Below are 13,413 nucleotides of genomic sequence, written 5' to 3' on the forward strand. Positions count from 1 at the left end.
CACCGGTCCCGGGAGGACTCACTATGCACATCACCCAGCCACCTACCCAGGCGATCGTCGACACCACTCCGTCACCGTCGGAGGTCTGCACCGAACGCGGCACCAGGGTCACGGCCGGCACCAGGGTGACCCGGGGCACCAGGGTCACCAGGGGCACGCGCGTCACGGCGGGCACTCGCGTCACCGCCGGTACCCGCGTCACCAGGGGCACCAGGGTCACCCGCGGCACCAGGGTCACCTGCGGGACCCGCGTCACCTGCGGAACCCGAGTCACGCGCGGCACCAGGGTCACCAGGGGCACCCGCGTCACGGCGGGCACTCGCGTCACCGCCGGTACCCGCGTCACCAGGGGCACCAGGGTCACCCGCGGCACCAGGGTCACCGCGGGCACTCGCGTCACCAGCGCCAGGTCCGAGTTCGCACTGGCGGCCTGAGCCGGCTCCGCTCCCGAGCAGCGGACACCGGGAAACACGAATAGACGGGTACCTCGTCGAACGGCGAGTACCCCAGGACGCACATCGGCCCGCCCAGCCGCCGCCACCGGCACTATCGCGGCTGGGCCGCCGAGGTCCTCTTTCTTCCGGCTCGATTCACGTCCGAGTCAGGCGGCGGGCACTCAGGCTGCGGGTACGCCGAGGTACTGGTGCCACAGCGGATCCGACTCCGTCGAGTGCACGAGCAGCCGCCAGTGCGGTCCATGTGGTGCGCGCGGCACGATACGTAACCGCCAGCCCAGTTCGGCCAGCAGTTTGTCGGCCTTGCGATGGTTGCACTTCGCGCAACAGGCGACGCAGTTCTCCCAGGTGTGCGGGCCACCGCGGCTGCGCGGAACGACATGGTCGACGGTCTCCGCCCTGCTGCCGCAGTAAGCGCAGCGGTACCTGTCCCGGTGCATCAGCCCCGCGCGGGTCAGCGGCACCTGGGCCCGATACGGTACGCGCACGTAGTTACTCAGCCTGATCACCGACGGCACCGGAACAGCCACCGTCGCGGCGTGCAGAGTCAGGCCTGAGGGGTCACCATGGACCACCTCCGCCTTCCCGCAGATGACGAGGACGATCGCCCTGCGCAGTGGTAGCGCCGTCAATGGCTCGAAAGTGGCGTTGAGCAGCAGGACCCGGCGCTTGCCCCAGAGCACGGGTGGCCCAGACCCCGAAGTCCCGGTAGAGCCGGAATGCGCCTCCCGGGAACGCCGGTGCCCTCGCGGGATTCGACTCGCCCGCAACGGCGGCCCGTTGGCGTCGAGCCCACCGTTGCGCGGCTCGGCAGCCCCGGACGGCGCGGCAGACACGGAAGACGTTGTCGAACACAACACGACCTCGGGCGCCCGCCCGGTCTCGACGAGACTCGGAGCGCCACGAGGGCTGGGTTGTCGGTCTGGCACTCGACCACCTCCACAGGTGCAGCCATAGTCGACCACAGATCACCCCTGGAACGCACGCGCGTTCGCTCACGTGTCACGGACAGTTCGGTAAATTTCGGCCGACTCCTGTCTGTCGTCATCGTCACCGCAGCGTCAGGCTCGGCGGCCGAGCGAAGTACGGTTGTGCCGGGGTGTCAACACCGTTGCCCAACCATTCAGCCGGAAAGGAGTGCGCCTCGCCGTGATCGAGTTGCTCAGCGAGCCACCGGCCTGCATCAACGAGACAGGTACCTGGTGCGCGCAGGTCTATACGCTGACGAACAACGAGTGGCTCGCGGGGTCGGCGGACTGGCTGGTCGCCAAGCCGCTGCGCATCCTGTTGATCCTGGTCATCGCATTCCTCGTCCGGCTGGTCGCGCGCAAGCTGATCCACCGGGTGACGACGATCCCCGTGGACGACTCCGGCAAGCTGCCCACTCTCCTGCGGCCACTGCGCGACCGGGCGCCGGAGATGCTCGGTCCGCTGGTCATCGAGCGCAGGCGGCAGCGTGCCAGGACGATCGGCTCAGTACTGAAGTCGGTCACGACCTTCATCGTCTACGGACTCGCGTTCGTGCTGATCCTCGGCGAACTGGGGATCAACCTCGGCCCCATCATCGCCTCGGCAGGAATCGTGGGTGTCGCACTCGGGTTCGGTGCGCAGAATCTCGTCCGCGACTTCCTGTCCGGAATCTTCATGATGCTCGAGGACCAGTACGGCGTCGGTGACATCGTGGACGTGGGTGAGGCGATCGGCGAGGTCGAGGCGGTCGGACTGCGCATCACCACGCTGCGCGACATCAACGGTACGGTCTGGTACGTCCGCAACGGCGAGATCCTTCGGGTCGGCAACTCCAGCCAGGGCTTCGCGGTCGCGCTGGTGGACATTCCGCTGAGCTACAACACCGATGTGACCCGCGCCACCGATGTGCTCGGCAAGGTGGCGATGGAGGCCGCCGCGAGCGACTCGATCGCCCCCGACATCATGGAACCGCCGCAGGTACTCGGTGTCGAAAGCGTGACACCCGAAGGAATCCAGCTCCGGCTGACCGTCAAGGTCAGGCCCGGCAAGCAGTGGGCCGTGCAGCGTGCCCTGCGCGCCAGGATCATGACCGCGCTCGAGGAAGCCGGTTTCCAGCCGCCCCTCGGAAGGCTGTACATGAACCCGCAGAACGGCAACTAGAGCGGCGAGTTCGTTCCCCGTTCGCGACCCACCCACCACTGAAGGCAAGATGGAGATGTGGCAGACGTGACGAGCCAACCGGCAGATGCCGACCCGCAGAGCTTCTTCGAGGCCGTCGGTGGCGAGCCGACGTTCCGCAAGATCGTCGCTCGGTTCTACGCCGAGGTGGCCGACGACGAGGTGTTGCGGCCCCTCTACCCGGAGGAGGACCTCGGCCCTGCGGAGGATCGGCTGCGCCTGTTCCTGATGCAGTACTGGGGCGGCCCGCACACCTACTCCGACCAGCGCGGCCACCCCCGGCTGCGGATGCGGCACGCCCCGTTCTCCATCGGCCCGATCGAGCGGGACGCCTGGCTGCGGGCGATGCGTATCGCGGTGGATGAGGCCGGTCTCGAAGAGCCCTACCGGCAGCAACTCTGGAACTACCTGGAGATGGCCGCCCATTCGATGATGAACAGCTGGACGTGACGGGTGCGATCGAGCTCAGGATGACCGAAGCAGCGCGCCGCGCACGCCGGGCGGCGGAGCCCGGCGCGGAGGATCAGAACGGTACGGACTGGTGGCGGGACTGCGTCTTCTACCAGGTTTACGTGCGGTCGTTCGCCGACTCCGACGGCGACGGAGTCGGCGATCTGGAAGGGCTGCGTAACCGGCTCGGCTATCTGGAACTGCTCGGCGTCGACGCACTCTGGCTCACCCCCTTCTACCGGTCACCGATGGCCGATCACGGCTACGACGTCGCCGACCCCCGCGCGGTGGATCCCCTGTTCGGTGACCTGGCCACCTTCGACGCCCTGGTGGCCGACGCGCATCGGCACGGCATCAAGGTCACCATCGACGTGGTGCCGAACCACACCAGCGACGAACACGAGTGGTTCACCGCCGCGCTCGCGGCGGAACCGGGCAGCCCGGAGCGCGACCGCTACATCTTCCGGGACGGCACCGGCGCGGACGGTACGACGCCACCCAACAACTGGGTCAGCATGTTCGGTGGACCGGCTTGGACCAGGCTCGAGGACGGACAGTGGTACCTGCACCTGTTCGGTTCCCGGCAACCGGACTTGAACTGGGCCAACCCCGAGGTCAAGGCGGATCTGGAACGAACGCTGCGGTTCTGGCTGGATCGTGGGGTCGATGGGTTCCGGATCGACGTGGCCCACGGCATGGCGAAGCCGGCCGCGCTGCCCGACATGGACCTCCGCGCTGCCAAGGCCTTCGCGACCGGTGAGTTCTTCGACCCCAGGTTCGACGACGACGGCGTGCACGAGATCCACCGGATGATCCGCAAGGTGCTCGACGAATACCCGTCGACGATGGCGGTCGGCGAGATCTGGACGATGGACGACGACCGGCTCGCGCACTATCTACGGCCGGACGAACTGCACCTGGGGTTCAACTTCCGGCTGGTCCTCACCCACTTCGACGCCGACGCCGTGCAGGCGACGATCGAACGTTCCCTTGCCGCTGCCGCGACCGCGGGAGCGCCACCGACCTGGACACTGTCCAATCACGACGTCTGGCGACAGGTCAGCAGGTACGGGGGCGGGCGTCAGGGGCTGGAGCGGGCACGGGCGATGGCGCTGGTGCAGCTGGCCCTGCCAGGGGCGGTCTACCTGTACAACGGCGAGGAACTCGGACTCGGCAACGTCGAACTGCCCGACGAGGCACTCACCGACCCCCGCGCGCTGCACGAGGATGCCACGGACCGCGGTCGCGACGGGGCACGTGTCCCGCTGCCGTGGGAGGGCACCGAAGCACCATTCGGGTTCTCCAGCACCGGCCGCTCATGGTTACCCGCCCCGGCGGACTGGGCCGAACTGACCGTCGAGGCGCAGCTCGAGGACACCGAGTCGACGCTGTCGCTGTACCGGCGGGCGATCGAACTACGCCAGCAGCATCCGGCCTGCTCGGGCGACGACGTCGAATGGTACGGCGCTCCTGCGGGCTGCTTCGCGTTACGCAGGCGTCCTGGTGGGTTGATCTGCGCGCTGAACACCTCGGCCTCCCCGGTCGCACTGCCACCGGGCGAGGTACTCCTGTCCAGCGCGCCCCTGCGCGACGGGATGCTGCCGCCGGACGCGGCAGCCTGGCTCGTCGGGCCGGCGGCCGGCGTCAGCGCCGGCCGTAGTGCGGCTGGCTCTGCGGGTTGAACTCGTCGTAGCGGACGGCCTTCGCCCGAGCGGTCCTCGGATCGTTGATCGACAGGACGTCGAGGCCCTTGGTGAGGTCCGAGGAGTAGATGTAGCCGTTGTAGTAGTACGCCGACCAGGAACCGCCGCCCACTCGCTCGGTCTCCGACAGGGGGCCGCGCTCCCAGTAGGCGATCTCCTTGGGGTTGGCCGAGTCGGTGAAGTCCCATACCGAGATGCCGCCCTGGTACCAGGACTGGACCATGATGTCGCGTCCACGCACCGGGATCAGCGAACCGTTGTGCGCCACGCAGTTCTCGGTGTCGGTCTGGTGCCGGGGAATCTTGAAGTAACTGCGGAACTCCAGCTCCCTGTCGTCCCCTTCGCCGACTATGTCGTAGATGCCGTCGGCACCGCGGGTCGGGCCGAATTTCTCGTTGCAGGTCGCCAGGCCGCCGCCACCGAGTTCGTCGGTGAAGATGACCTTCGTGCCTTCGTTGTTGAAGGTGGCGCTGTGCCAGAAGGCGAAGTTGACGTTGTCCTGGACCCGCTCGATAACCCTTGGCCTGAGACGGTCCTCGATGTCGATCAGAACACCGTCACCCATACAGGCCCCGGCCATCAGGTTTTTCGTCGGGTACGCCGTCAGGTCGTGGCATCCGGTGGTGGCCGATCGCCGCGTGCCGTCCGGGTTCGGGCCTCCGGCGTTGCCGCCGTCCGGAAAGAGCACCGGTGTGGCGACGACCTCGGCCCGCTCGGGCGCGCGGAGCGGGACCTCGATGATGGAGATCTTGTCGTGCGGAGGCTGGCAGTTCGGCAACTGCGCGGCAGGCGAGTACGACGACACGTAGATGTAGACCGTCCCCTGCTTGCCGGGAACGAAACTGTTGGTGTGCGAACCGCAGTCGGTGCGGATGGAGGACACATATCGCGGCGCGGAGAGGTCGCTGACGTCGAAGATCTTGATCCCCTCCCACGCGGTCGGGGTCGACCCGGGCACTGCCTCGCTGGTGCAGGAATCGTTGCTGCGCGGGTAATCCGTCGAGAGGAACAGTAGGTCTCCGTGCACGGAGACATCGTTCTGCCCGCCGGGGCAGAGCACCTGGCTGACGATGCGTGGCCGGAACGGGATGCGCACGTCGTAGATGACGAAACCGTCGTAGTTGCCGACGATTGCGTGCCCTCCGGTGAACGCGATGTCGGTACCGACCGCGTCCGGATTGTCGAACGGAGCCTGCTTCGGCAGATGCGCGATCTGCCGAAGGTTGGGGCTGTGCACGATCTCGTCCACACCGGGGGTGCCGTCCGACTCGCTGCCCTGCTCCTGCTCGGCGGTGACCGCCGGCGCGCTGAGCACACCGGACACGAGCAACCCCGAGGCCGCCACGGCCGCGAGAAGCATCCGGGACAAGCGGCGAGTCCTACGAACGTCGCTCACGATGGCTGACTCCTCTCGACCGGACCGGTTGCGCCGAGTATTCCGGTTGCGCCGTACGGAAGAAAGCGACGAATGGGGGTATCACGACCGGCGATGGGATACCGCCGATTGACTTTCACCTGTCGCGCGCTGTTCGCTGACCGCATGCGATTCTCCGCCCCCGTTACGGCTTTGGGCTGTCTTGCCGTACTGACACTCGGCGGCTGCACCGGCGCCGAGCCCGAGTCGTCGGCCGAGCCCGCCGCACCTGTGCTGGTCCCGGGCGGCCCTGGCGAGCAGGCACGGCTCACCACCGTGCCCGCATCAGGTAAGCCTCGACAGGACGCGGCCACCGAAGCCGACCTCCGCTACGTGACGATGATGATCCCGCATCACGAGCAGGCGCTCACCATGACCGGCCTCGTCGAGCGAAGGGCCGCCGACCAACGGGTGCACGCACTCGCGGGCCGGATCGCGGACGTGCAGGAAGCCGAGATCGCGATGATGCGTGACTGGCTTTCCCGCCATGGCGGACCGGACGGGCATGGCGAGCACGGCGCGCACGAACTGATGCCGGGGATGGCGACTCCGGAGCAGATGGCCGCGTTGCGGACAGCCACCGGAGCCGAGTTCGACCAGCGGTTCCTGGATCTGATGATCACTCATCACGAGGGCGCACTGACCATGGCCGAGCAGGAGCTCGCCGACGGAATTCAGCCGCGGGCGATCGAGATGGCGCAGGACGTCGTCGCCGGGCAGATGGCCGAGATCGAGCGGATGCGGGCGATCCGGGGCGAGTAACCGGCGCGGACGGTCAGCCGCCGCCCGTGCCGCCGAGATCGAACCCGTTGTCGCCGCTGTCGATCGACTGTCCGGGCTCGTCCTCCTCGCTGTCCGCGACCGCGCCGGCAGCGAGTACGCCAAAGGTCGCACCCTGGACGAACGGGGCTGTTCGCCCTGCCGCTCGGGCCACCGCCCTGGCCGGTTGCCACCGCTCCGGTCGCGGATCGTCGCCGGGGACGAGTTCGCCGCTGTCCTGCCCGGCACTCGGACGATCCACCCGCCAGGGCGTGACCTCCGGCCGCACGGCCGCGAGGAACTCCGCTGTCGGGTCGTCGTCGGGTCGCCGTTCTCCCTGGTGTCCCTCGTCAGTGGCCATGTCCCTGCCTCCCCGTCGGGTCCGCGCCCGGGATCGCCCCGGATCCGGCACTCAGAACAGTAGTGGCAGCAGGGCGTGGCGACGGCGCAACACCGCGCCGTACCTGGCGTCCAGGCGCATCCAGGATTCGGTCGCGGTCACCCGGACCACATCACCCGGCAGGGAGGAATCCACGAAGCCCATGCCGGACAGCGCGAACAGGCACCGCATCGGCACCTTGATCTCCACGTTGTCCCCGGTCACCGTGAGCACGGTCTGATCCATCAGCGAGGCGGGCGGCGTGCCGTGCGGGCCGACGTGCTCCCGCGCCAGCGCCACTCCCCGATCGGTGAGACCTGCGACCACCGTGGCCGGCAGCTCGTCCACCGGCTGCCATTGCGTGGACACGGGAAGTTCGGACTGCCACAACAGGTCACGGGCGGGCCCAGGATCCATCCGCTCGCCACCCGCGACGGTCAGTGCCGCGAGTAGTTCGCTGCCGGAAACGGTCACGTCCGCGGGACTGACCTCGCCCGCGACCGATCGCGTGACCAGCACCTCGAAAGGCGTGGCCACCCAGGCCTCCAGCCTGCCCTGTCCACGTTCGCGGAGCCGGACAGCGCTCTGCCCGTCCAGGCGAACGGCACGTGCCACGAATGCGGCCAGTGTGTCGCGCTCCGCCGGATCGGGGATGCGGAGTTCAGGCATCGGAACCTCCTGCGCCGGTTTCGTCCAGCCGTTGCCGGAGGAATTCGCGTTCGTCCTCGCCGAGCCGTCGCGGACGCCCGGTCCGCATGTCGTATGGCGCGAGCACGGTCTGCGCACTCACCGCCAACGTGTCCTTTTCGGATAGTCCGTCACGGACTTCGTAGTCAAGGGTGAACGAGGCGAATCGCAACTCCCGCAACGAGATTTCCACCCGCACTTCGACACCCCTGACGACGACCGGAGCACGGTAGTCGACGGAGAGCCGGACGACGACGATGCCCTCGGCGAACCCTGGCAGACCCGGCCGGGTGGCGTCCCCGAAGAGCAGCGGGACCCGTGCCTCCTCCAGCAGCGTCACCATGTTGGCGTGGTTCACATGACCGAACACGTCCATATCGGACCAGCGAGGCCGGATCGTTGTGACATATCCCGGCACTAGCGGACCGTACTGCGAATCTGGCGGGCCGCCACCGAAAGAGTCGCCAGGTCGAGACGGCCGGACTGCTCGATCTCGTGCAGCGAGACCCTCGCCCTGGCGAGTCGCGAGGCGTTGGCCTGCTCCCACTGCTCGATCTTGTCGTGCACATCGTCGCCTGGGTCGCTGTGCTGCAGGGCGTCCAGCGTGATCGCGCGCAGCGAGGAGTACAGATCGTCCCGCAGGGCCAGCCGGGCCAGCGCATGCCAGCGGTTGCCTCGCTCCAGCGCACTGACCGACGTGAGCATCTTGTCGATTCCCAGATGGTCGGACAGCGCGTAGTACAACTCGGCCGTCTCGTCCGGGCTGCGCTGGGCGTCGAGGCCTGCTTCCCGCTCCGCCAGCTCCGCGACCTCGGTGACGTCGAGCAGTCCGTAGGTGTGCAGCAGTGCGGCGACTCGGTTGGCCAGATCCATCGGCACGCCCTTACCGATCAGATCCTCGGCCTTGCCCTGCACCGACTCGGCCTCGCGGCCACGAAGCAGTTCGGGCAGCCGCGACATCAGATGGCCGACCGTGCGGCCGAACCTGCTGATCTCGGCGCCGACCGCCAGCGGCTGCGGCCGGTTGGTGAGGAACCACCGGGCCGCCCTGTCGAGAACGCGACGCGTCTCCAGCACGAGTTCGTCGGCGACCTCAGTCGCCACGACGTTGTCCAGTGCGTCGATCGTCGCCCACAGCGACGGCAGGTCGTAGACGCTGGTCACCACCGCGAAGGCCCGCACGGCGTCGGTCGCCGTCGCGTTCATCTCCTCGCTGAGCCGGAACGCGAAGGAGATCCCGGCGCCGTCGACCACCTCGTTGACGATCAGCGTGGTGATGATCTGGCGGTGCAGGGGGTGGTCCCCGATGGCATCGGGGAACCGCTCACGCAGCGGCTGCGGAAAGTACTCCCCGAGCCTGCGGGCGAAGACCTCCGCGTCGGGCAGCTCACTGGCGAGCAGCTCGTCCTTCAGGTCGAGCTTCACATGCGCGAGCAGGGTGGCCAGCTCCGGCGAGGACAAGCCCTCGCCTGCCTTGTCCATCGACTTGAACTGGGCGGGCTTGGGCAGCCCCTCCAGCTCCCGGTCCAGCGCACCCTTCTTCTCCAGCGCGGCGATCAGCCGCTGGTGCACCGTGAGCATCGGGGCCGCGTGTGCCCTGCTGATCCCGAGCACGGCATTCTGCCGCTGGTTGTCGGTCAGCACGAGATCGGCGACCTCGCCGGTCATGTCCTCCAGCAGGGCGTTGCGCTGCGCACGCTCCAGCTCGCCGGAGTTCACCAGCTGATCGAGCATGATCTTGATGTTGACCTCGTGGTCGGAGCAGTCCACGCCCGCGGAGTTGTCCAGCGCATCGGTATTGATCTTGCCGCCGGTCCGCGCGAACTCGATCCGGCCGAGCTGCGTGAGCCCGAGGTTTCCACCCTCGCCGACAACCTTGACCCGCAGGTCCGCGCCATCGACCCGGATCGCGTCGTTGGCCTTGTCCCCCGCGTCGGCATGCGTCTCGGTACCGGCCTTGACGTACGTGCCGATGCCGCCGTTCCACAGCAGGTCGACCGGGGCGAGCAGGATCGCGTGCATCAGCTCGGCCGGCGACAACTTCACCACGTCGTCGGCGAGCCCGAGCGCGGTCCGGATCTGTGGGCTGATCGGGATCGTCTTCGCACTCCGGGAGTAGACGCCGCCGCCCTCACTGATCAGTGAGCGGTCGTAGTCCTCCCAGGACGAGCGCGGAAGTTCGAACAGCCGCCTGCGCTCGGCGAACGACGTCGCCGCGTCGGGATTGGGATCGAGGAAGATGTGCAGGTGGTTGAACGCGGCCACCAGGCGGATGTGCTCCGAGAGCAACATCCCGTTGCCGAAGACGTCACCGGCCATGTCCCCGATGCCCACGACAGTGAATTCCTGGCTCTGGGTGTCCACGCCGAGTTCCCGGAAGTGCCGCTTCACGCTCTCCCAGGCACCGCGGGCGGTGATTCCCATGGCCTTGTGGTCGTAACCGACCGAGCCACCCGAGGCGAACGCGTCGCCGAGCCAGAAACCGTAGCTCGCCGACACGGCGTTGGCGATGTCGGAGAACGACGCCGTGCCCTTGTCCGCGGCGACGACGAGGTAGGTGTCGTCGCTGTCGTAGCGCACCACGTCCGGCGCGGGCACGACGGCGCCGTCGACGAGGTTGTCGGTCAGATCGAGCAGGCCCGAGATGAACATCTTGTAGCAGGCGATGCCCTCGTTGAGTCCGGCGTCCCGGTCGAGGCCCGCGTCCCCGGTGGGAACCGGTGGACGCTTGACCACGAACCCGCCCTTGGCGCCGACCGGCACGATCACGGCGTTCTTCACCGCCTGTGCCTTCACCAGCCCGAGGATCTCGGTACGGAAGTCCTCCCTGCGGTCCGACCAGCGCAGGCCACCCCTGGCTACCGAGCCGAAGCGCAGGTGCACGCCCTCGACCCGGGGCGAGTAGACGAAGACCTCGAACTGCGGCCGCGGCTCCGGCAGATCGGGCACCGAACCGGGATCGATCTTGATGGCCAGGTAGGACCGCCGGTTGCCCTCGTCGTCGGTCACCCGGTAGTTGGTGCGCAGGGTGGCCACGATGACCGCGGTCAGCCTGCGCAGGATCCGGTCCTCGTCGAGGCTGCGGACCGCGTCGATCGTGGCGTTGATCTCCGCGACCTGCGCGTCCACCTGCTCCTGTCGCTGCTGGGGCTCGGTCGTGAGATCGAACCTGGTCTCGAACAACCGCACCAGCGCGGTGGCGATATCGGTGTGCGCGAGCACCGCGTTCTCGATGTACTCCTGCGAGTACGGGCTGCCCGCCTGCCGCAGGTAGCGGGAGTAGGCACGCAGCACGACAGCCTGCCGCCAGGTCAGCCCGGCCCGCAGGACCAGGCTGTTGAACCCGTCGACCTCGCAGTCGCCATACCAGGCCGCGCCGAACGCATCCTGGAACCGCTGCTGCAGGTCCAGCGTCGCACGTTCGGTGATCTCGTCGAGCACCCGCTGCTCGATCCGGAGTCCGAAATCGTAGATCCAGGAGCGCTTGCCGTCCTCCCGGTGGAGTTCGTACGGCCGCTCGTCGACGACCTCGACTCCCATGCACTGCAGCACGGGCAGCACCTTCGACAGCGTGACGCCCTCGCCGAGCAGGTACAGCTTGAACCGCCGCTCCCCCGGCTCGGCACCCTCGGGGAGGTAGAACGACATGGAGAGGTCGCCCGGTACGTTCAGCGCCTCCAGCTTGCGCAGGTCGGCCAGCGCAGCCGACGCGGCGAAGTCCTCCTTGTAGGCCTCGGGGAACACCGCGGCGTACCGCTGGCCCAGTTCGGTGGTCGACTCCTCACCTGCCCCCGCCGCGGACGCGACTTCCGCTCCGTCCCTTCGCTCGGTGAGGATCGCCTCGACCATGCGGTCGTCCCAGCCGCGTACGGCCTCGTTGAGCCGCTCCTGGATCCGCAGGGTGTCGGGCTCGACCCAGCGTGCGGGCTCGGTGTGCACGGTGAAGTGGACCTGCGCGAGCACGGTCTCCCCGAGCCGTGTGCCGTACTCGAGATGCGTGCCTTCGAGTTCGTCCAGCAGCACCTCCTGCATTTTCAGCCTGGACCGGGTGGTGTAGCGGTCGCGCGGCAGGAAGACCAGGCAGGAGTAGAAGCGGCCGTACGGATCCGGGCGCAGGAACAGACGGAGCCTGCGCCGGTCGGCGAGGGTGATGGCCCCGGTCGCGGTGGCGTAGAGGGAGTCGGTGTCGGCGGAGAACAGATCCGCCCTCGGCCAGTTCTGCAGTACCTCGAGCATCCGCTGACCGGAGTAGGACTCCATCGGGAAACCGGCCCGGTGGATGACCTCGCGAACGCGGCTCTGCACGACAGGGATGTCCAGCACGTCCTCATGCAGGGCCGTTGTCGTGAACATGCCGAGGAAGCGGTGCTCGCCGGTGACCTCGCCGTGCTCATCGAACGTCTTGACGCCGACGTAGTAGGGATAGATCGGGCGATGCACGGTGGAGGGTGCGCTGGCCTGTGTGAGCACCAGGAGTTCCGGAGCCAGTGCCTTCTCGGCCGCGTCGGGCCCGGCGGTCAGGCTGCGGGCCGCGAGGCTGTCCTGGCGTAACACGCCGAGTCCTGAGGCCAGCGCCGCGCGCAGGGCGGGCACCTCTTCCCCCGCGTCGGACTCCCGGATCAGCTCGTAGTACCGGTACCCGAGAAAGGTGAAGTGACCGGCCGCCAGCCAGCGCAGCAGTTCGGCTCCCGAGCTCACCTCGTCGACCGCCAGCGGTGGCGGCACGGAGTCCAGGCTCGCGGCGATGCCCTGTGCCGTCTCGACCATCTTCTCGGTGTCCTCGACGACCTCCCGGACGTCGCCCAGCACAGAGGTCAACCGGATCTCGAGCTCCCGCGCCCGCTCCGCATCGGTGATCCGGTCGATCTCCAGGTACATCCACGACTCGATCGACGATTCCTGCGGCGGATCCGCGACGTCGGCCGTCGGGTGGATGTCGCGCAGATTCCCGGTCAGATCGCGAGTCACCACGACGATGGGGTGCACGATGCGCTGTACCTGCATGCCCGAGCGCGACAGCTGGGCGACGATCGAGTCGACAAGGTAGGGCATGTCGTCGGTGACCAGCTGGACGACGGTCGCCTCGCGGGTCCAGCCGTCCGCGGCGTTCGAGGGATTGACCAGACGGACTTTCGGCCGTCCCGGCACTCGCTCCCGCGCGAAGTCCTGGTGCGAGCGAACGGCGCCGACCAGCTCCTGCGGGTCGTCGTCCAGAATCTCCTCGGCCGGAATGTGCCGGTAGTAGAGGCGGATCAGATCGCCGATGTCGGGTGCGTGCGCGGCGGCCGCCTCGACCAGCTCGTCCCGGACCTGTTCCGGGCTCCGAGGCCGTTGCTGGGTCGTCTCGTCCCGGTCCCCATCGTCCTTTGCGGTGCGGGACGACACTCCAGTCGAGCTCATGTCAGGCAACTCTCCACT

Annotated in this window: 11 protein-coding genes; 5 read left to right on the top strand and 6 right to left on the bottom strand. The window is 68.1% G+C overall.

The features are described from left to right. Positions 1-23: 23 nt before the first annotated feature. The gene (locus tag D0C15_RS13640) at positions 24-434 is read left to right on the top strand and encodes a hypothetical protein (protein ID WP_116044897.1); all 411 of its coding nucleotides are present in this window, start codon (positions 24-26) and stop codon (positions 432-434) included. Positions 435-616: 182 nt separating this feature from the next. On the opposite strand, the gene D0C15_RS13645 is transcribed toward D0C15_RS13640, so the two are convergent. Beyond that, a complete protein-coding gene (locus D0C15_RS13645; RefSeq protein ID WP_425455388.1) occupies positions 617-1,384 on the bottom strand; it encodes an HNH endonuclease in 768 nt (255 codons plus the stop codon). 220 nt (positions 1,385-1,604) lie between these two features. On the opposite strand from D0C15_RS13645, the gene D0C15_RS13650 reads away from it, so the two are divergent. From D0C15_RS13650 to D0C15_RS13660, 3 genes are all read left to right on the top strand, one after another. Continuing rightward, the gene (locus D0C15_RS13650; RefSeq protein ID WP_116044900.1) at positions 1,605-2,585 is read left to right on the top strand and encodes a mechanosensitive ion channel family protein; all 981 of its coding nucleotides are present in this window, start codon (positions 1,605-1,607) and stop codon (positions 2,583-2,585) included. A 66-nt stretch (positions 2,586-2,651) separates the two neighbouring features. Further along, entirely contained in the window at positions 2,652-3,053 is a 402-nt protein-coding gene (locus D0C15_RS13655; RefSeq protein WP_116044903.1) for a globin, read from the top strand. A gap of 20 nt (positions 3,054-3,073) precedes the next feature. Next, complete coding sequence (locus D0C15_RS13660) at positions 3,074-4,735, top strand: glycoside hydrolase family 13 protein (RefSeq protein WP_116045018.1); 1,662 nt, start codon at positions 3,074-3,076, stop codon at positions 4,733-4,735. Here the strand turns inward: D0C15_RS13660 and D0C15_RS13665 are convergent. After that, positions 4,698-6,116 (bottom strand): LVIVD repeat-containing protein, encoded by a 1,419-nt coding sequence (locus D0C15_RS13665; protein ID WP_116044906.1) that lies wholly within the window; start codon positions 6,114-6,116, stop codon positions 4,698-4,700. The two genes, D0C15_RS13660 and D0C15_RS13665, sit on opposite strands and share 38 nt — an antisense overlap. Positions 6,117-6,296: 180 nt before the next feature. Here D0C15_RS13665 and D0C15_RS13670 point away from each other — a divergent pair, with 180 nt between their 5' ends. After that, entirely contained in the window at positions 6,297-6,932 is a 636-nt protein-coding gene (locus tag D0C15_RS13670) for a DUF305 domain-containing protein (protein WP_116045020.1), read from the top strand. Between the two features lie 13 nt (positions 6,933-6,945). Here the strand turns inward: D0C15_RS13670 and D0C15_RS13675 are convergent, their stop codons facing one another. Genes D0C15_RS13675 through D0C15_RS13690 form a run of 4 tightly spaced genes read right to left on the bottom strand, consistent with a single transcriptional unit; the run spans position 6,946 to position 13,395 of the window. Next, on the bottom strand, positions 6,946-7,290 hold the full coding sequence (locus tag D0C15_RS13675; RefSeq protein WP_116044909.1) for a hypothetical protein: 345 nt from the start codon (positions 7,288-7,290) through the stop codon (positions 6,946-6,948). Between the two features lie 51 nt (positions 7,291-7,341). Beyond that, a complete protein-coding gene (locus tag D0C15_RS13680) occupies positions 7,342-7,977 on the bottom strand; it encodes a DUF8010 domain-containing protein (protein WP_116044912.1) in 636 nt (211 codons plus the stop codon). Beyond that, the gene (locus D0C15_RS13685; RefSeq protein ID WP_116044915.1) at positions 7,970-8,371 is read right to left on the bottom strand and encodes an acyl-CoA thioesterase; all 402 of its coding nucleotides are present in this window, start codon (positions 8,369-8,371) and stop codon (positions 7,970-7,972) included. Before D0C15_RS13685 ends, D0C15_RS13680 begins: the two co-directional genes overlap by 8 nt. A 41-nt stretch (positions 8,372-8,412) precedes the next feature. Further along, positions 8,413-13,395, bottom strand: a complete 4,983-nt coding sequence (locus D0C15_RS13690; protein WP_116044918.1) for an NAD-glutamate dehydrogenase — start codon at positions 13,393-13,395, stop codon at positions 8,413-8,415. Positions 13,396-13,413 lie beyond the last annotated feature (18 nt).

Source organism: Amycolatopsis palatopharyngis (assembly GCF_003385185.1).
GTDB classification, from domain to species: Bacteria; Actinomycetota; Actinomycetes; order Mycobacteriales; family Pseudonocardiaceae; genus Amycolatopsis; species Amycolatopsis palatopharyngis.

Excerpts from the sequence above, each read along its gene's own strand:
- D0C15_RS13640 (WP_116044897.1), top strand. The coding sequence starts at position 24 with ATGCACATCACCCAGCCACCTACCCAGGCGATCGTCGACACCACTCCG.
- D0C15_RS13660 (WP_116045018.1), top strand. The coding sequence starts at position 3,074 with ATGACCGAAGCAGCGCGCCGCGCACGCCGGGCGGCGGAGCCCGGCGCG.
- D0C15_RS13665 (WP_116044906.1), bottom strand. The coding sequence starts at position 6,116 with ATGCTTCTCGCGGCCGTGGCGGCCTCGGGGTTGCTCGTGTCCGGTGTG.
- D0C15_RS13670 (WP_116045020.1), top strand. The coding sequence starts at position 6,297 with ATGCGATTCTCCGCCCCCGTTACGGCTTTGGGCTGTCTTGCCGTACTG.
- D0C15_RS13675 (WP_116044909.1), bottom strand. The coding sequence starts at position 7,290 with ATGGCCACTGACGAGGGACACCAGGGAGAACGGCGACCCGACGACGAC.
- D0C15_RS13680 (WP_116044912.1), bottom strand. The coding sequence starts at position 7,977 with ATGCCTGAACTCCGCATCCCCGATCCGGCGGAGCGCGACACACTGGCC.
- D0C15_RS13685 (WP_116044915.1), bottom strand. The coding sequence starts at position 8,371 with ATGGACGTGTTCGGTCATGTGAACCACGCCAACATGGTGACGCTGCTG.
- D0C15_RS13690 (WP_116044918.1), bottom strand. The coding sequence starts at position 13,395 with ATGAGCTCGACTGGAGTGTCGTCCCGCACCGCAAAGGACGATGGGGAC.